At 66.1% G+C, this 15,289-nt stretch carries 18 protein-coding genes and 2 tRNA genes; 13 read left to right on the top strand and 7 right to left on the bottom strand.

Features of this window, described 5'->3' with window-relative positions; all coding sequences use genetic code 11:
* Positions 1–7 precede the first annotated feature (7 nt).
* Genes pyrC through ruvX form a run of 3 tightly spaced genes read right to left on the bottom strand, consistent with a single transcriptional unit; the run spans position 8 to position 2,791 of the window.
* Complete coding sequence (gene pyrC / locus ACR9FL_RS09410; protein WP_436358101.1) at positions 8–1,306, bottom strand: dihydroorotase; 1,299 nt, start codon at positions 1,304–1,306, stop codon at positions 8–10.
* The gene (locus tag ACR9FL_RS09405; protein WP_436358100.1) at positions 1,303–2,286 is read right to left on the bottom strand and encodes an aspartate carbamoyltransferase catalytic subunit; all 984 of its coding nucleotides are present in this window, start codon (positions 2,284–2,286) and stop codon (positions 1,303–1,305) included. The genes pyrC and ACR9FL_RS09405 overlap by 4 nt, the downstream gene beginning before the upstream one ends.
* Before the next feature lie 40 nt (positions 2,287–2,326).
* Positions 2,327–2,791 (bottom strand): Holliday junction resolvase RuvX, encoded by a 465-nt coding sequence (ruvX, locus tag ACR9FL_RS09400; RefSeq protein ID WP_354089674.1) that lies wholly within the window; start codon positions 2,789–2,791, stop codon positions 2,327–2,329.
* 119 nt (positions 2,792–2,910) lie between these two features.
* Between ruvX and gatC the strand changes: the two genes are divergently transcribed.
* From gatC to gatB, 4 genes are read left to right on the top strand one after another with little or no spacing between them, the layout of a single operon-like run.
* Positions 2,911–3,198, top strand: a complete 288-nt coding sequence (gene gatC / locus ACR9FL_RS09395) for an Asp-tRNA(Asn)/Glu-tRNA(Gln) amidotransferase subunit GatC (protein ID WP_207827071.1) — start codon at positions 2,911–2,913, stop codon at positions 3,196–3,198.
* Between the two features lie 3 nt (positions 3,199–3,201).
* Positions 3,202–4,680 (top strand): Asp-tRNA(Asn)/Glu-tRNA(Gln) amidotransferase subunit GatA, encoded by a 1,479-nt coding sequence (gene gatA / locus ACR9FL_RS09390; protein ID WP_436358099.1) that lies wholly within the window; start codon positions 3,202–3,204, stop codon positions 4,678–4,680.
* Positions 4,680–4,934: a hypothetical protein gene (locus tag ACR9FL_RS09385; RefSeq protein WP_436358098.1), complete on the top strand. Its 255-nt coding sequence runs from the start codon at positions 4,680–4,682 to the stop codon at positions 4,932–4,934. The genes gatA and ACR9FL_RS09385 overlap by 1 nt, the downstream gene beginning before the upstream one ends.
* Positions 4,927–6,420: an Asp-tRNA(Asn)/Glu-tRNA(Gln) amidotransferase subunit GatB gene (gene gatB / locus ACR9FL_RS09380; RefSeq protein WP_436358097.1), complete on the top strand. Its 1,494-nt coding sequence runs from the start codon at positions 4,927–4,929 to the stop codon at positions 6,418–6,420. Before ACR9FL_RS09385 ends, gatB begins: the two co-directional genes overlap by 8 nt.
* 78 nt (positions 6,421–6,498) lie before the next feature.
* Here gatB and ACR9FL_RS09375 read toward each other — a convergent pair whose 3' ends face one another.
* Positions 6,499–7,407 carry an RcnB family protein gene (locus tag ACR9FL_RS09375; RefSeq protein ID WP_436358096.1) on the bottom strand — a complete coding sequence of 303 codons (909 nt, stop codon included), beginning with the start codon at positions 7,405–7,407 and terminating at the stop codon, positions 6,499–6,501.
* 163 nt (positions 7,408–7,570) lie between these two features.
* Positions 7,571–8,125: an RcnB family protein gene (locus ACR9FL_RS09370; RefSeq protein WP_296173188.1), complete on the bottom strand. Its 555-nt coding sequence runs from the start codon at positions 8,123–8,125 to the stop codon at positions 7,571–7,573.
* 178 nt (positions 8,126–8,303) lie between these two features.
* On the opposite strand from ACR9FL_RS09370, the gene ACR9FL_RS09365 reads away from it, so the two are divergent.
* The 4 genes from ACR9FL_RS09365 to ACR9FL_RS09350 all read left to right on the top strand — a co-directional run bounded on the left by ACR9FL_RS09365 (position 8,304) and on the right by ACR9FL_RS09350 (position 9,893).
* Entirely contained in the window at positions 8,304–9,023 is a 720-nt protein-coding gene (locus ACR9FL_RS09365; RefSeq protein ID WP_296173189.1) for a glutathione S-transferase N-terminal domain-containing protein, read from the top strand.
* Positions 9,024–9,100: 77 nt separating this feature from the next.
* On the top strand, positions 9,101–9,403 hold the full coding sequence (locus ACR9FL_RS09360; RefSeq protein WP_436358095.1) for a sel1 repeat family protein: 303 nt from the start codon (positions 9,101–9,103) through the stop codon (positions 9,401–9,403).
* Positions 9,404–9,482: 79 nt separating this feature from the next.
* Positions 9,483–9,788 (top strand): ETC complex I subunit, encoded by a 306-nt coding sequence (locus ACR9FL_RS09355; protein ID WP_105563558.1) that lies wholly within the window; start codon positions 9,483–9,485, stop codon positions 9,786–9,788.
* Between the two features lie 28 nt (positions 9,789–9,816).
* Positions 9,817–9,893, top strand: a tRNA-Arg gene (locus tag ACR9FL_RS09350).
* A gap of 102 nt (positions 9,894–9,995) precedes the next feature.
* Here the strand turns inward: ACR9FL_RS09350 and ACR9FL_RS09345 are convergent.
* Both ACR9FL_RS09345 and ACR9FL_RS09340 read right to left on the bottom strand, forming a co-directional pair.
* Positions 9,996–10,085 (bottom strand) — tRNA-Ser (locus tag ACR9FL_RS09345).
* Between the two features lie 88 nt (positions 10,086–10,173).
* Positions 10,174–11,103: a DMT family transporter gene (locus tag ACR9FL_RS09340; RefSeq protein WP_296173223.1), complete on the bottom strand. Its 930-nt coding sequence runs from the start codon at positions 11,101–11,103 to the stop codon at positions 10,174–10,176.
* A 136-nt stretch (positions 11,104–11,239) separates the two neighbouring features.
* Between ACR9FL_RS09340 and ACR9FL_RS09335 the strand changes: the two genes are divergently transcribed.
* Genes ACR9FL_RS09335 through ACR9FL_RS09315 form a run of 5 tightly spaced genes read left to right on the top strand, consistent with a single transcriptional unit; the run spans position 11,240 to position 15,284 of the window.
* A complete protein-coding gene (locus ACR9FL_RS09335; protein ID WP_436358094.1) occupies positions 11,240–12,055 on the top strand; it encodes a septal ring lytic transglycosylase RlpA family protein in 816 nt (271 codons plus the stop codon).
* 37 nt (positions 12,056–12,092) lie between these two features.
* Positions 12,093–12,719, top strand: coding sequence for a dTMP kinase (gene tmk, locus ACR9FL_RS09330; protein ID WP_436358093.1), 627 nt, complete (start codon positions 12,093–12,095; stop codon positions 12,717–12,719).
* Complete coding sequence (locus tag ACR9FL_RS09325) at positions 12,716–13,696, top strand: DNA polymerase III subunit delta' (RefSeq protein ID WP_436358092.1); 981 nt, start codon at positions 12,716–12,718, stop codon at positions 13,694–13,696. Before tmk ends, ACR9FL_RS09325 begins: the two co-directional genes overlap by 4 nt.
* Positions 13,693–14,478, top strand: a complete 786-nt coding sequence (locus ACR9FL_RS09320; RefSeq protein WP_436358091.1) for a TatD family hydrolase — start codon at positions 13,693–13,695, stop codon at positions 14,476–14,478. Before ACR9FL_RS09325 ends, ACR9FL_RS09320 begins: the two co-directional genes overlap by 4 nt.
* Positions 14,475–15,284, top strand: coding sequence for an MBL fold metallo-hydrolase (locus ACR9FL_RS09315; RefSeq protein ID WP_436358090.1), 810 nt, complete (start codon positions 14,475–14,477; stop codon positions 15,282–15,284). The genes ACR9FL_RS09320 and ACR9FL_RS09315 overlap by 4 nt, the downstream gene beginning before the upstream one ends.
* Positions 15,285–15,289 lie beyond the last annotated feature (5 nt).

Raw genomic sequence — 15,289 nt, 5'->3', positions numbered from 1 at the left:
CTCCCGTTTAGCGTGCGTCGTGGACGATGCGTCCCCCGACGACCGTGAGCAAGACCTTCCCTTGCAGACGGCGGCCGTCGAAGGGCGAATTCTTCGATTTGGAGCGAAGCGTGGCCGCATCGACCACAACCGGAGCGCCCGCGTCGAACAGAACCAGGTCAGCGGGCGCGCCTTGCGCCAGAACGCCGGCGTCCAGGCCCAGCAGGCCAGCGGGACCTTGGGTCAGGGGGCGCAGCACGTCCAGCAGGTCCAGCCCGTGCTCGTGATGCAGCATCAGGGCGGCGGGCAGCAGGGTCTCCAGACCCACGGCGCCGGGCGCGGCCTCGGCGAAGGGGCGGCGCTTGTTCTCGGCGGGTTCAGGGGCGTGGGCGGAGGTGATGGCGTCGATCAGGCCGTCGCGGACGGCCTCGACCAACGCCTGACGATCGCTCTCGGCACGCAGCGGCGGGTCCAGCCGGTAGAAGGTCCGGTAGTCGCCAATGTCGATCTCGTTGAAGCAGAGGTGGTTGATCGACACCGAGGCCGAGACCTCGAGGCCCCGCGCCCGAGCGCGGGCCAGGGTCTGCAGCGCGCCCTCGGTCGAGATCTGGTCGACCAGGAAGCGGGCGCCGGTCTGTTCGACCAGAGCCAGATCGCGCTCCAGCTGGATGCGCTCGGCGATGGCGGGGGCGCCGGACAGGCCCAGGCGGGTGGCCAGTTCGCCCGAGGTCGCGACCGCGCCTTCCGACAGCCACGGCTCGGCCGGACGACAAGCGATCAGGGCGTTGAAGGCGGCGGCGTAGCTCATCACCCGTTGCAGGGTGCGGGTGTTGACGATGACCCGGTCGCCGTCGGTGAAGTAGAGGGCGCCGGCTTCGTGCATCAGGCCGATCTCGGCCATGCGCTGGCCGTCGCGGCCCTGGGTGGCGGCGCCCGCCGCGCGGACGTTGACCAGGTCGAGGGCCGCGCCACGCCGCTGGATGTGGTCGATCAGGGCCGGGTCGTCGATGGCCGGATCGGTGTCGGGCTGGACCACGATAGTGGTGACGCCGCCCGCCGCCGCCGACAGGCTGGCCGACTTCAGGGTTTCCTTCGGTTCATTGCCCGGCTCGCCGGTCTTGACGCGAATGTCGATCAGGCCGGGCGCGAGGCAGCGGCCCTGCGCGTCGATGACGGTCACGCCTTCGGGGCGCTGGGTCGCCTGGCCGTGGACGACCTCGACGATGCGGCCCTCCTGGATCAGGACCGCGCCGGGGCCGTCGTAGTCGGTCGCCGGGTCCAGCAGACGGGCGTTGACGATGGCCAGCGTGTCGGGAGCGGCGGTCATGCGGCGGCTCCGGCGCGGCGGTGGGCGAGGGCGGCCAGAACGGCCATGCGGGCGGCCACGCCCATCTCGACCTGATCCTGGATCAGGGAAACGGACAGATCGTCGGCCACGTCGGAGTCGATCTCCACGCCCCGGTTCATGGGGCCGGGGTGCATGACCTTGGCGTCGGGCGCGGCCCAGGCCAGTTTCTCGCGGTCCAGGCCCCAGAAGCGGAAATACTCGCGGGTCGAAGGGATCAGGGCGCCGGTCATGCGCTCAAGCTGAAGGCGCAGCATCATGACCACGTCACAGCCGGCCAGACCCTCCTTCATGTCGTGGAAGACCTCGCAGCCCCAGCGGTCGGAGTCGCCGGGCACCAGGGTCGGCGGGCCGATCAGGCGGACGCGTGCGCCCATCATCGACAGCAGGGCGACGTTGGAGCGGGCTACGCGGCTGTGGGCGATGTCGCCGCAGATGGCCACCGTCAGGCCGCCGACGTCGCCGAAAGCGCGGCGCAAGGACAGCAGGTCCAGCAGGGCTTGCGTCGGGTGTTCATGGCGACCGTCGCCGGCGTTGACGACCGCGCAGCCGACCTTTTGCGACAGCAGGTCCACGGCGCCCGATGACGCATGGCGGACGACCAGAATCTCGGGCTTCATCGCGTTCAGCGTCACCGCCGTGTCGATCAGGGTCTCGCCCTTGGCGACCGAGGAGGCCGAGACGGGCATGGTCACAACGTCGGCGCCCAGACGCTTGGCGGCGATCTCGAACGAGGAGCTGGTGCGGGTCGAGTTCTCGAAGAAGAGGTTCACGACCGTCTGACCACGCATCAGGTCGATGCCCTTGGCCGATTGTCGGTTGAAGTCGACGAAGGCGTCGGCGAGATCCAGCAGCGCCAGAGCGGCGGGCGGGTTCAGATCGCCGGCGGCGAGGAAGTGATCGCGGGGGAACGGCGTCAGTCGCTCCTCGATGGTTTCGGTGACGGAAGCGGCATGGGTCATCGAGACGCCGCTATAAGCCCGAGTCTGCGCGAGGGGAAGATCAGGCGCGCAGACGGTCCAGCGCGCCCTGCAAAATCCATGCGGCGGCGGTGCGGTCCACCACGTCGGCGCGGCGTTTGCGCGTCAGGTCCAGCTCGTCGATCAGGAAGCGCTCGACTGCCGTGGTCGACAGGCGCTCGTCCTGGAAGGCGACGTTGACGGGGCGCAGGCGCTCCAGATTGCGGGCGAAGGCGCGGCAGGACTGGGCGCGCGGCCCCTCGGTCCCGTCCATGTTCAGCGGCAGGCCGATGATCAGGGCCGAGACGTTGCGGCCGTTCATCAACTTGATCAGTTGCTCGGCGTCCTGGGTGAATTTCGTCTTGCGGATCAGCTGCAGCGGGCTGGCGATCATGCGGCTGGTGTCGGACACGGCCACCCCGATGGTGTTCTCGCCCAGATCCAGCCCCAACCAGGCGGTGTCGGGCGGGCAGGCGGCGGGCAGGTCTGTCAGGTCGAATACGGGCACGGCCTCCCCATATTGCAATGCGGAACGCTTGTCGAAGCCGCATCGGGCGGTTAACCCACGACAGGAGTCAGTCTGGGCGACTCCCTTGCGCCCCGACTGGATGAATTTCGGAGATTTCCATGGCTATCGACGCCGCGACGGTGAGGCGTGTCGCCCACCTCGCCCGCATCAAGACCCCCGAGGACCGCCTGGAGCCGCTGGCCCAGGAGCTGAACGGCATCCTGAACTGGATCGAGCAGCTGAACGAGGTCGATGTGCAGGGTGTCGAGCCGATGACCTCCAACGTCGCCCAGCCTTTGCGTCTGCGTGAAGACGTCGTCACCGACGGCGCCAAGGTGGATGCGGTCCTGTCGAACGCCCCGAAGTCGGCTGACGGCTTCTTCGTCGTGCCCAAGGTCGTGGATTAAGTCATGAGCGATCTGACCAAGCTTACCCTGAAAGACGCCGTCGACGGCCTGAAGGCCAAGGCCTTCTCGTCGGAAGAACTGACCCGCGCCTTCCTGACCAATATCGATGCCTCGAACCCGAGCCTGAACGCCTATGTCGAGGTGACGGCGGACAAGGCGTTGGGACAGGCGCGCGCTTCTGACGCCAAGCTGGCCAAGGGCGAGGGCGGCGACCTGGAAGGCGCGCCGCTGGGCATCAAGGACCTGTTCTGCACCGAGGGCGTGCAGACGACCGCCGGCTCCAACATGCTGCGCGGCTTTGTGCCGCCCTATGAATCGACCGTCACCGCCAATCTGTGGCGCGAAGGCGCGGTCATGCTGGGCAAGCTCAACATGGACGAGTTCGCCATGGGCTCGGCCAACGAGACCTCGGCCTTCGGTCCGGTGAAGAACCCCTGGAAGGCCAGCGGCTCGGACGCCGAGCTGACGCCGGGCGGTTCGTCGGGCGGTTCGGCCTCGGCCGTGGCCTCTGACCTGTGTCTGGCCGCGACGGCCTCGGACACCGGCGGTTCGATCCGCCAGCCCGCCGCCTTCACCGGCACCGTGGGCATCAAGCCCACCTATGGCCGCGCCAGCCGCTTCGGCATGGTGGCCTTCGCCTCCTCGCTGGATCAGGCTGGCCCGATCACCAAGACGGTGACCGACGCCGCCATCCTGCTGAAGTCCATGTGCTCGTTCGACGCCAAGGACTCGACCAGCCTCGACATCCCGACCCCCGACTGGACCCAGTCGGTCGGCCAGTCGGTCAAGGGCCTGCGCATCGGCGTTCCGGCGGAATACCTGATCGACGGCATGTCCGAAGAGATCAAGGCGCTGTGGCAGCAGGGCGTCGAGTGGCTGAAGGCCGCCGGCTGCGAGATCGTCGAGATCAGCCTGCCGCACACCAAATACGCCCTGCCAGCCTATTACATCGTGGCCCCGGCTGAGGCCTCGTCGAACCTGGCCCGCTATGACGGCATGCGCTTCGGCCATCGCGCAGAGGACTTCTCGTCGCTGGACGATCTCTATGCCGCCTCGCGCGCAGAGGGCTTCGGCAAGGAGGTTCAGCGCCGCCTGACCATCGGCACCTATGTGCTGTCGGCGGGCTTCTATGACGCCTACTACGTCAAGGCCCTGAAGGTGCGTCGCCGCATCGCCGAGGACTTCGACAATGTCTGGGGCAAGGTGGACGCCATCCTGACCCCGTCGACCCCGACGGCGGCGTTCAAGCTGGGCGACAAACAGATCGACCCGCTGACCATGTATTTGAACGACGTCTTCACGGTGACGACCAACCTGGCCGGTCTGCCGGGCATCTCGGTGCCTGCCGGTCTGAGCAGCGACGGTCTGCCGCTGGGGCTTCAGGTCATCGGCAAGGCCCTTGATGAGGCGACGGTCTTCCAAGTCGCTGCGGCGCTGGAAGACTCCGCTGGCTTCGTGGCCAAACCGGCCAAGTGGTGGTGATGAAAAGCCGCTGGATCATCCAGGTCGCAGGTGTTGTGGCGCTGTTTGGGGCTGTCGTTGGACTGGCCGCTGCGGCGATCTACAGCTTTGCGATCGTGAGCTTCGGTTCAGATGATTCAGCGACCAGCCAGCAACTAGCCCTTGCAATTGCCCTCTGGGCCACTGCTGCCGCGCTTGGCGTGTTCAGCGTGTGGACCGCTTTCTTGAATCGACGCTCGCCTGTCGGGACAGAGCCTAGAGAAGAACATGTCTGACAACAAAACTCTGATCAAAGGTCGCACCGGCGACTGGGAAATCGTCATGGGGCTGGAAATCCACGCCCAGGTGGCGTCGAACGCCAAGCTGTTCTCGGGCGCCGCGGTCGGTTTCGGCGCGGGTCCGAACGAGCAGGTGTCGCTGGTCGACGCCGGCTTCCCCGGCATGCTGCCGACCCTGAACAAGCACTGCGTCGAGCAGGCGGTGAAGTCGGGTCTGGGCCTGAAGGCGCAGATCAATCTGAAGAGCCAGTTCGACCGCAAGAACTACTTCTATCCCGACCTGCCGACCGGCTATCAGATCAGCCAGCTGTATCACCCCATCGTGGGCGAGGGCGTGGTCGAGGTGGAGGCCGAGGACGGCAGCTTCTTCAACGTCGGCATCGAGCGCCTGCACCTGGAACAGGACGCGGGCAAGCTGATCCACGACCTGTCGCCGACGGAATCCTATGTCGACCTGAACCGGGCCGGCACGGCGCTGATGGAAATCGTCTCGCGTCCCGACATCCGCACGCCTGAAGAGGCGGTCGCCTACGTCAAGAAGATCCGGACCATCCTGATCTATCTCGGCACCTGCGACGGCGACATGGAGAAGGGCAACCTGCGCGCCGACGTCAACGTCTCGGTCTGCCGCGCCGGCAACTACGCCAGGTTCAAGGAAACCGGCGACTTCGGCTTCCTGGGCACGCGCTGCGAGATCAAGAACGTCAACAGCTTCCGCTTCATTTCTCAGGCGATTAATTACGAGGCGCGGCGCCAGATCGAGATCCTCGAGGACGGCGGTTCGATCATTCAGGAAACCCGCCTCTATGATCCGACGGCGGGCGAAACGCGCTCGATGCGCTCGAAGGAAGAGGCGATGGACTATCGCTACTTCCCCGACCCCGACCTGCTGCCGCTGGAGATCGAGCAGGCCTGGATCGACGCGATCAAGGCCGATCTGCCGGAACTGCCGGACGAGAAGCGGCGTCGCCTGATGGCCGATTACGGCCTGTCGCAATACGACGCCGTGGTGCTGATCTCGGAACAGGCCAAGGCAGATTATTTCGAGGCTGCGGCCAAGGGCCGCGACGCCAAGCTGGTGTCCAACTGGGTCACCAACGAGGTCTCGGCGCGTCTGGCCGCCGATGGCAAGGACTTCAGCGAGAACCCGCTGCCGGCCGCACATGTGGCCCAGCTGGTCGAATTGATCGAGACCAATGTCATCTCGTCCAAGATCGCCAAGGAAGTCTTCGACTACGTCTGGAACGGCGAAGGCTCGCCCGCCGAGGTGGTCGAGAAGCACGGCCTGAAGCAGGTGACCGACACCGGCGCCATCGAGAAGGCCGTCGATGACATCATCGCCGCCAACCCGGACAAGGCCGCCGCCGTGGCTGAGAAGCCTCAGGCGCTTGGCTGGTTCGTCGGTCAGGTCATGAAGGCCACGGGCGGCAAGGCCAACCCGGCGGCTGTGAACGATATCCTGAAGGCCAAGCTGGGACTGTAAGGTTCAGGCTTTCATTGTAGCCCAATAGGAAAAAGCCTCGGAGATTGCTCTCCGGGGCTTCTTTCGTTTCGCCGCCGACTACCAGTTCCAGGCGTCGCGGACGACTTCGATGATGTAGCCGTCGTAGTCGTCGATCAGGTAGATGGTGTTGTCGACATAGACCCAACGGGTCCCTGGAGGCGGGTAGCCGAGGCCATAGGTCCGCCAGTCGTTGACCTGATAGCGCCAGAAGACCTCTGGGAGGTACTGGCCGACGTAGTACTGACGGTTCCAGTAGGAGCGCGGCACGCTGTAGTAGCCGTAGCCCGGCGCGAAATAGAAGCCGAGCCGCACGCCGTTCCAGCCCCGGAAGCGGCTGTCGTTGCGCCACCAGTCGCTGCGGTGACGACGATCCCAGTCGCGCCGCCACTGGTCGCGGTTCCAGCGATTGTGGAAGTCGCGATAGTCGCGGTCATGGTTCCAACTCGGCCGGTCAGGGCGATTGGGGCGGTCTGGCCGATCCGGGCGGTTGGGTCGATCAGGCCTGTTCGGTCGGTTGGGTTGCTGGGCGTTGGGTCGGTCGGGGCGGTTCCAATCCGGCCGGTTCGGTTGATCCGGTCGGTTCGGACGATCGGGCCTGTCTGGGCGGTATCCGTCCGGGCGATTGGGGCGACCGGGCTGCTGTGCGCCAGGACGATTTGGTCGCGCTTCGGGACGGTTCGGTTGCTCTGGACGCGACGCCGGAGGACGGCCCTGATCGGTCGGGCGCGTCGGTCGTTGCCCCTCGGGGCGAGTGGGGCGTAACGGCCGCGTGTCAGGACGTTCCGCCCCTGCCTGTGGGCGCGAAGCGTCGGGACGATTGCCCCGCTCGGCGCTGCGCTGTGGGCGTTGGGCCCGCTGTCCGTCTTCCGATTGGACCTGTCGCGACTGCGCCAGGGTCGCCACGGGCGCGAGGGCCGGAAGGGCGAAGCTGGCGATGGCCGTGAACACCATCAAGGAACGTTTCATGGTCTTCTTCCTCGCACGCCGAGAGGGGCGGCTTGGGTATCAATCTGGCTTCCGAGCCATGAACCACGGCTGAACGCTGGTCGATGGAAACTTGCAGGAAACCCACGAAAAAGCCCCGCAAAGTCGAGCTTTGCGGGGCCGATTTCAAAGCTTGCGCGCCGCCTTAATAGACGTCGTGCAACACGCTGGCGATCAGGCCGGTGGCGACCGCGATCAGCAGGATGTCGTTGTTGGCGTGGACGTAGCGATAGCCACGCGGCGCGGGGCGCAGATTGTAATAATAGGGATCGTCCACGTAGTAGCCGCGGTAGGCCGAGGGCAGGTAGCCGCCCTGACGCCAGCGATAGCTCTGATAGCGCGGATCAACGCGATAATAGCCGCGTCCCGGCGCATACCAATAGCCGTTACGGGCGCCGCGATAGTCACGGAACTCGGGTCGGCCGCGCCACCAGTCGCGGTTGTTGCGATCCCAGCGGTCGGCGCGTCGCTGGTCGTGGCGATAGTCGCGACGGTCGTCGCGGCGGTCCTGACGCCAGTCACGGCGATCCTCGCGACGATCCTGACGCCATTCGCGACGGTCATTGCGATCATCGCGCCGGTCTTCACGGCGGTCCTGGCGATACTCCCTGTGATCGCGGTTCTGGGCCTGCGCCGCCAACGGCGCGGCCGTGGTGGTCAGCGCCAGGGCGACGATGGCGGCCTTGGTGAGGCGGTTCATCTGTATGTCTCCGTGGTCTGGGCGCCGAAGGAAAGCTGCGGACGGCCCGTTGAACAGAGGGCCAAGGTCGGTCCTGGCGCATGAACTCCGGCTGAATGGTGGTGTCAGGTTTCAGCCTTGTCCGTTCACCTTGCACGCGCCATCTCTGGACGTCTCGACACGAATGAAGGCGATCGCGATGACCCAGCCCATCGAGCTCTGGTATTGGCCCACGCCGAACGGCTGGAAAATCTCCATTGCGCTGGAGGAGATGGGACTGCCCTATGTGGTCAAGCCAGTGAACATCGGTGCGGGCGAGCAGTTCGCGCCGGCGTTTCAGGCTCTCAGCCCCAATGGACGGATGCCCGCCATCGTCGATCCAGACGGACCGGACGGTCAGCCGCTATCCATCTTCGAATCCGGCGCCATTCTGCAGTACCTGGGCGTGAAGTCCGGGCGCTTCTATCCATCGGACGTTCGGGCGCGAACCGAGGTTGATCAGTGGCTGTTCTGGCAGGTCGGCGGTCTGGGGCCGATGGCGGGACAGACCCATCATTTCCGTCAGTATGCTCCGGCGATGGTCAAGGATCAGCGTCAGATCGCCTATGGCGTGAACCGCTACACCAATGAGACGCACCGCCTTTACGGCGTGCTCAATAGACGTCTGGCGGACAGGGACTATGTCGCGGGCGACTATTCCATCGCTGACATGGCGATCTGGCCATGGCTCCTGCCGGCGCTTCAGGGGCAGGATCTGGCTGAGTTCCCACGCCTGAGCGACTGGATGGAGCGAGTGGGGGCGCGGCCGGCGGTTCAGGCGGGCAGGGCGGTGGGCCAGGAATGGCGCGCCAATCTCGGCGCATCGAACAAGGCGGCGCAAGCCGCGCGCGCTGTTCTTTTCGGCCAACGGGCGCGTTAACTCTAATTTCAAACCGTCGGTATTTGAATGCGGTTCGAACGGCAGGGTCAGAATGACCAACGCCCGGAGGACTGGCTATGACCGCGCACGAAACCGCGCCTGAGGCTATCGAAACTGCGGCCCTGCCGCTGCCGACCGTCGATATGGACGGCGACGCCCTGTTCCGGCTGGGGCTGGCCTATTCAGCAGGGCTGGACGGCTGTCCGATCGATCGGGTTTCAGCCCACATGATCTTCAATCTGGCGTCCATGAAGGGCTCGTTGGAAGCGCGGGAATACCGTCGCGATCTGAGCCAGGAGATGGAACACGACGAGATTGCCGAGGCTCAACGCGCTGCTCGCCGCTGGATCGACGCCGGTTCCAGCACGCTGGCGGCCTGAAGTCGCGGGCGACGGCTGGACCGGGCGGCGACGGCGGGGTATGGACCCGGCCAAGACACGTCGCCGAAGGATTCCGCCCATGCTCGCTCGCATCTATCGCCCGGCCAAGACCGCGATGCAGTCGGGCAAGGCCAAGACCCACGACTGGCGACTGGAGTTCGAACCCGCCTCGGCGCGTACCCAGGACCCGCTGACGGGCTGGACCAGCACTACCGACATGAACGGCCAGGTCCGCCTCAGCTTCGAGACCAAGGAAGAGGCTGTCGAATACGCCGAGCGCCACGGCATCGCCTTCCGCCTGCATGAGCCGCAAGACGCGCCGCTGATCCTCAAGGCGTACGCCGACAACTTCGCCACCAACCGCAAACAGTCCTGGACTCACTGAGTCCGCGTCTGATCGGCTTCGGCCTCACGCGCCCTTAGCTCAACCGGATAGAGCACCTGCCTTCTAAGCAGGGGGTTGCAGGTTCGAGTCCTGCAGGGCGCGCCAACGGCTTTCAGACCTCAAGAACGACGCTGCTGGCGACAAGTGTTCGCGCGGTGATAAAGACGCGTCTGAGCGGGGGCGTGCGAAGATCGGAAAAGGGAAGTCTGGCGGACAGGGTGGGATTCGAACCCACGGTAGGCTCTCACCTACGGCGGTTTTCAAGACCGCTGCCTTAAACCACTCGGCCACCTGTCCAGCGCGAGTCGAGACAGCGCGCGGAGGCGTGCATAGCGGCAAGTGCGCCGCTGCCCAAGCAGAAAGCGCAGTCACACAATACGAATAGCTATGCTTTGGCCGGCGCTGATGGGCGGGTGACCAGCCATATGCCTGCGCAGACCAGAACCAGCGCCGCCAGATAGCTCCATCGCAGAAGGCTCTCGCCAAGGAAGATTGCTGACAGGCTGACCCCGAAGACCGGGATCAGGAAGTTGAAGGCGGCGATGAGGCCGACGGGGTTGTGCTTCAGCAGCAGGCTCCATACGGCGAAGGCTACCGACGACAGCAGGGCCATGTAGAGCAGCAGCGCGCCGGACTGCAGGTTCAGGCTCTCAAGATGGCCGCCGCCGGCCATGCCGATGGCGGTCAGGCCGGCTCCGCCGATAAACAATTGCCATCCGGTCATCACCATCGCATCCATGCTTGCGGACAAGCGCTTGCCGTAGATGGAGGCGGCCGCCAGCACGAAGGCGGCGATAATGATGAAGCCCTCTCCCAATAGGCTGAAGTCAAAGCCAAGGGCGCTGCCGCCCAGATTGACCACCACCACGCCGAGGAAGCCAATCAGGCACCCCAGGGTCTTGCGGCCGTTGAGCCGGTCATTGGCATAGATGAAGTGGGCCAGAACGACGCTAAAGAAGACCCCGGTGGCGTTCATGATCGAGGATTTGACCCCGGTGGCGTGAGCCAGGCCGATATAGAAAAAGACATACTGGATCGTCGTCTGGGTCAGACCCAGCAGGCCGACCTGGCGCATCTGGCGTCCGCTCAAGGCCAGGATCGGCTTCTTCATCGTCGCGGCGACGCCAAGAAGGATCGCCCCCGCCAGGGCGAAGCGCCACCCGGCGAACAGCATCTGGCTGGGGATGTCGCCCGGCGCGATGTGCAGCAGGGCATAGCCGTTCTTGACCGCCGGAAAGGCGCTGCCCCACAGAAGGCAGCACAGGGTCGCCAGGGCGAAGACCCCGGATCGGGTCTGGTAGAGGGAGGGTTTCAAGGCGCTCGCTTCAAGAACTGGCGCGGGCGCGAATAGGTCGCCGCGACGCGGGGACGCATAGCTTCAAACGCCCCGTTAACCAAACCGGAAACGTCCTCGGCCATCATCACTTCAAGTGAACTGGAGTGCGTTGGCCATGATGGCGAGATTGCTGAGGGGCGTTGTGGTCGCCGCCGCCTTTTCCACCTTGGCCGCGTGCGCCAGTTTCGGGGGCGGGCGTGACGCGCCGCTGAGACCGCCGGTCGTGACCGATCCCGCGCCCATCGTTTCCGGCACCATGCGACCCTATCAGATCCGCGGACGTTGGTACCGACCCGCCGAGCAGCCCAACTATGACGAGGTCGGCATGGCCTCCTGGTACGGAGCCCAGCACAACGGCCGCCCGACCTCGACCGGCGAGCGGTTCGACATGAACGCCCTGACGGCGGCGCACAAGACCCTGCCTCTGCCGAGCCTGGTGGAGGTGACCAATCGCGCCAACGGGCGTCGCGTCATCCTGCGCGTCAATGATCGCGGTCCCTTCGTCGACAGCCGGATCATTGATCTGTCGCGCGCGGCGGCCGAGGAACTGGGCCTGCTCTCGCAAGGCGTGGGCGAGGTGCGGGTGCGCTATGTCGGTCGGGCGCCGAGAACCGGCGGCGGCACGGCGCTACGAAGGGCGGAAGCGACGCCGGTCGCCCCGCCGACGCCCTATGTTCAGCCTTCCGTCCCGAGGCCTCAGGACGCATCCGCCTATTGGGTTCAGGCGGGCGCCTTCTCCGACCGCCGTGCGGCGCAGCGAATCGCTGACCGCCTCGGTGATCGGGCCTCGGTTCAGGACATCCGCAACGATGGCCGGTCCCTGTTTCGGGTTGTGGTCGGTCCGTGGCCCGACGCCAACGCCGCCGAACAGGCCCGTCAGGCCGTCATCGCACGCGGGTTTGACGACGCCCTGTTGATATTAGGCGGTTAAGGCTTGCCTGTCGCGCCGCGCTCGCCATTGTGCGCGGGTGCAGCGCGGTAAGTTCATCACATTCGAAGGCGGCGAGGGAGCCGGCAAGACCACGCAGGCGCGCCTGCTGGTCCAGCATCTGCGCTCGCTTGGGATCGACGCCATCCAGACGCGTGAGCCGGGCGGCTCGCCGGGCGCCGAGGTCATCCGCAACATCGTTGTGGCTGGGGACGCCGAGCGCTGGTCGCCGCGCACTGAGACCCTGCTGATGTACGCCGCGCGCTCGGACCATCTGGAACGCACCATCCGTCCGGCGCTGGACGAGGGCAAATGGGTCGTCTGCGATCGTTTCGCCGATTCCAGCCGTGTCTATCAAGGCGCGGGCGGCGGCGCGCCCGAAAGCCTGATCGAGGCGCTGGACGCCGCCATCGTGGCCGAGGATCAGCCGGACCTGACCCTGGTGTTCGATCTGCCGGTCGAGGTCGGGCTGGAGCGGGCCTTCGGTCGCGGCCTGTTCGAGACGCGGTTCGAGTCCAAGGGCCTGGCCTTCCACCAGAAGCTGCGCGAGGGCTTCCTCAGCGTGGCGCGTCGTCACCCGGAGCGCTGTGTCGTGATCGACGCCACGGGCGAGCTCGAGGCCGTTTCCGAACGCCTGTGGAGCGCCGTGTCCGAGCGACTGCTGTGAGCGAACACCCGCGCGACCGGTTCGATCTGGTCCCGGACGTCGCGGCCGAAGAGGCCTTTCTGGACGCCCTGAGCCGGGGACGTCTGCACCACGCCTGGCTGCTGTGCGGGGTCGAGGGCAGCGGCAAGGCCACCTTCGCCTATCGCGCCGCGCGCCGCCTGCTGGGGGCCGCGCCTGACCCGTCGCGCGGGCCGCTGGGCGCCGCGCCCTATGATCCGGTCAGCCAGCTGGTTTCGGCGCAGTCCCATCCCGATCTGCTGGTGATGGAACGACTGGTCGAGGGTGGAAAGCAGAAGAAGACCATCTCGGTCGACCAGGCGCGCGACCTGCCCGGCTTCTTCGCCAAGAGCCCGTCTCAGGCCCAGTATCGCGTGGCGATCATCGACGCCGCTGATGACCTGAACGTCAACGCTGCCAATGCCTTGCTGAAAATTCTTGAGGAACCGCCTGAGCGTGGCGTCCTGTTGCTGGTGACCCATGCGCCGGGGCGGCTGTTGGCCACGATCCGCTCGCGCTGCCGCCGTCTCAGCTTCCCGATCTGGACTGCAGATCAGTTGGAGACCCTGGTGCGCAATCGCACAGGCGCCGATCCCGACGATGCGCGACTGGCCGCCGACATGGCGGGCGGGTCGCCAGGCGCGGCCCTGGCCCTGTCCTCGGGCGCCATGCAGGAAGTCGACGCCCTGGCCCGCAGCTGGGTCCTGGGCGACGCCGTGGACCGCGCCGAACAACTGGCCATCGCTGACGGTTTTCGCGGCACCGAGGGCCAGGCGCGCTTTGAAGCCCTGATGGATCGTCTGATTGCGGCGGTGAAGACCCGCGCGCTGGAGGCGCCGGCGGGGCAGGGCGCGCGCTGGGCCGAACTGTGGACCCGGCTGGCCGAACTGCCCGACCGCACGGCGGCCATCAACCTGGACCGCGCCGACGTTCTGGCCGGCGCACTGGCCGACATCGCCCGCACCAAGGCCCTTCGATGATCATCGACAGTCACGTCAACCTGCACGCGCCTCAGTTCGACGAGGACCGCGACGAGGTCATCGCTCGCGCCCGCGAGGCGGGCGTGCGCCTGATGGTCGAGATTTCCGACAAGCTGTCGACCTTCGAGGCCACGCACGCCCTGGCCATGGGCCATGACGACATCTGGTGCACGGTCGGCGCCCATCCGCACGAGGCCAAGGACCATGTCGAGCTGACCGCCGACGAACTGGTCGCCCTTACCGAGCGGCCGCGCGTCATCGGCATCGGCGAATGCGGCCTGGACTTCCATTACGACCTCAGTCCGCGCGACGAGCAGGCGGCGGTCTTCCGCCAGCATATCGCCGCCGCGCGCCGGACCGGCCTGCCTCTGGTGGTGCATACGCGCGAGGCCGACGACGTCATGGCGGCGATCCTGCGCGAGGAACACGCCAAGGGGCCGTTCAAGCTGTTGATGCACTGCTATACTAGCGGCATCGAACTGGCTGAAACGGCTGCGGAACTTGGCGCCTGGTTCTCCGTTTCCGGCATCGCCACCTTCAAGGCGGCGGAAGACGTGCGCGAGGTCATTCGCCGGATGCCCGAGGATCGGATCATCGTCGAAACCGATTGCCCCTATCTGGCGCCCATCCCGCATCGCGGGCGGCGCAATGAGCCAGCCTATGTCGGCCTGGTCCTGCAGAAACTGGCCGAGATCCGGGGCTGGACGTCTGAGGAAGCGGACCGGCGCACGACCGACGCCTTCTTCGCCCTGTTTGATCGCATACCCCGGCCCGCCGAATGACCGGGAGGGGCGAGTTGGAGATCATCATCCTCGGTTGCGGCTCGTCCGGCGGCGTGCCGCGCGGCGACGGTGACTGGGGCGACTGCGACCCAAACGAGTCCAAAAACCGACGGACGCGATGCTCCATGCTGGCGCGACGTCACGGAGCAGACGGAACCACCAGCGTCCTGATCGACACCTCGCCCGACCTGCGACAGCAAGCGCTGATGGCGGGGATCACTCATGTCGACGCAGTTCTCTATACCCATGACCATGCCGATCAGACCCATGGCATTGACGACCTGAGGGTCTTCGCCATCCATGCGCGGCGGCGGATTCAGGCCTGGATGGACCCGGCCACGCACCACGCCCTGACCAAGCGGTTTGACTACATCTTCGAGAGCCAGCACGGCTACCCGGCCATTCTGGAAGCTCAGCGCGTTCCGCCGCACGGCGAGGCCTGGGGCGTGGACGGCGCCGGCGGCCAGGTTCCGATCATCACCTTTGATCAGGCGCATGGCCCGATCCGCTCGGTCGGCTATCGGCTGGGACCGGTGGCCTATTCCAGCGACGTGTCCGATCTGGACGAGGCGGCGCTGGAGGCGGTGCGCGGCGCCGACCTGTGGATCATCGACGCCCTCCGCTATATGCCGCATCCGACCCATGCCCACGTCGACAAGGCGCTGGAGTGGATTGCACGGGCCGAGGTCAAGCAGGCCGTGCTGACGAACCTGCATATTGATCTTGATTACAATCGCTTGTCGGCGTCTCTTCCCGACAATGTCGAGGTTGCGTTCGACGGCTGGACCAGGCGATTCGACGTTTAGTCTGC

The organism is Brevundimonas sp. CEF1 (assembly GCF_051353055.1).
GTDB lineage: Bacteria > Pseudomonadota > Alphaproteobacteria > Caulobacterales > Caulobacteraceae > Brevundimonas.
Note: the sequence above shows the minus strand (reverse complement) of the source record. Positions and strands in the feature narration are given on the sequence as shown.

Bases quoted from the DNA above. Each gene is read 5' to 3' on its own strand.
- pyrC (WP_436358101.1), bottom strand. From the start codon at position 1,306: ATGACCGCCGCTCCCGACACGCTGGCCATCGTCAACGCCCGTCTGCTG.
- ACR9FL_RS09405 (WP_436358100.1), bottom strand. From the start codon at position 2,286: ATGACCCATGCCGCTTCCGTCACCGAAACCATCGAGGAGCGACTGACG.
- gatC (WP_207827071.1), top strand. From the start codon at position 2,911: ATGGCTATCGACGCCGCGACGGTGAGGCGTGTCGCCCACCTCGCCCGC.
- gatA (WP_436358099.1), top strand. From the start codon at position 3,202: ATGAGCGATCTGACCAAGCTTACCCTGAAAGACGCCGTCGACGGCCTG.
- ACR9FL_RS09385 (WP_436358098.1), top strand. From the start codon at position 4,680: ATGAAAAGCCGCTGGATCATCCAGGTCGCAGGTGTTGTGGCGCTGTTT.
- gatB (WP_436358097.1), top strand. From the start codon at position 4,927: ATGTCTGACAACAAAACTCTGATCAAAGGTCGCACCGGCGACTGGGAA.
- ACR9FL_RS09375 (WP_436358096.1), bottom strand. From the start codon at position 7,407: ATGAAACGTTCCTTGATGGTGTTCACGGCCATCGCCAGCTTCGCCCTT.
- ACR9FL_RS09370 (WP_296173188.1), bottom strand. From the start codon at position 8,125: ATGAACCGCCTCACCAAGGCCGCCATCGTCGCCCTGGCGCTGACCACC.
- ACR9FL_RS09365 (WP_296173189.1), top strand. From the start codon at position 8,304: ATGACCCAGCCCATCGAGCTCTGGTATTGGCCCACGCCGAACGGCTGG.
- ACR9FL_RS09360 (WP_436358095.1), top strand. From the start codon at position 9,101: ATGACCGCGCACGAAACCGCGCCTGAGGCTATCGAAACTGCGGCCCTG.
- ACR9FL_RS09355 (WP_105563558.1), top strand. From the start codon at position 9,483: ATGCTCGCTCGCATCTATCGCCCGGCCAAGACCGCGATGCAGTCGGGC.
- ACR9FL_RS09335 (WP_436358094.1), top strand. From the start codon at position 11,240: ATGATGGCGAGATTGCTGAGGGGCGTTGTGGTCGCCGCCGCCTTTTCC.
- ACR9FL_RS09320 (WP_436358091.1), top strand. From the start codon at position 13,693: ATGATCATCGACAGTCACGTCAACCTGCACGCGCCTCAGTTCGACGAG.
- ACR9FL_RS09315 (WP_436358090.1), top strand. From the start codon at position 14,475: ATGACCGGGAGGGGCGAGTTGGAGATCATCATCCTCGGTTGCGGCTCG.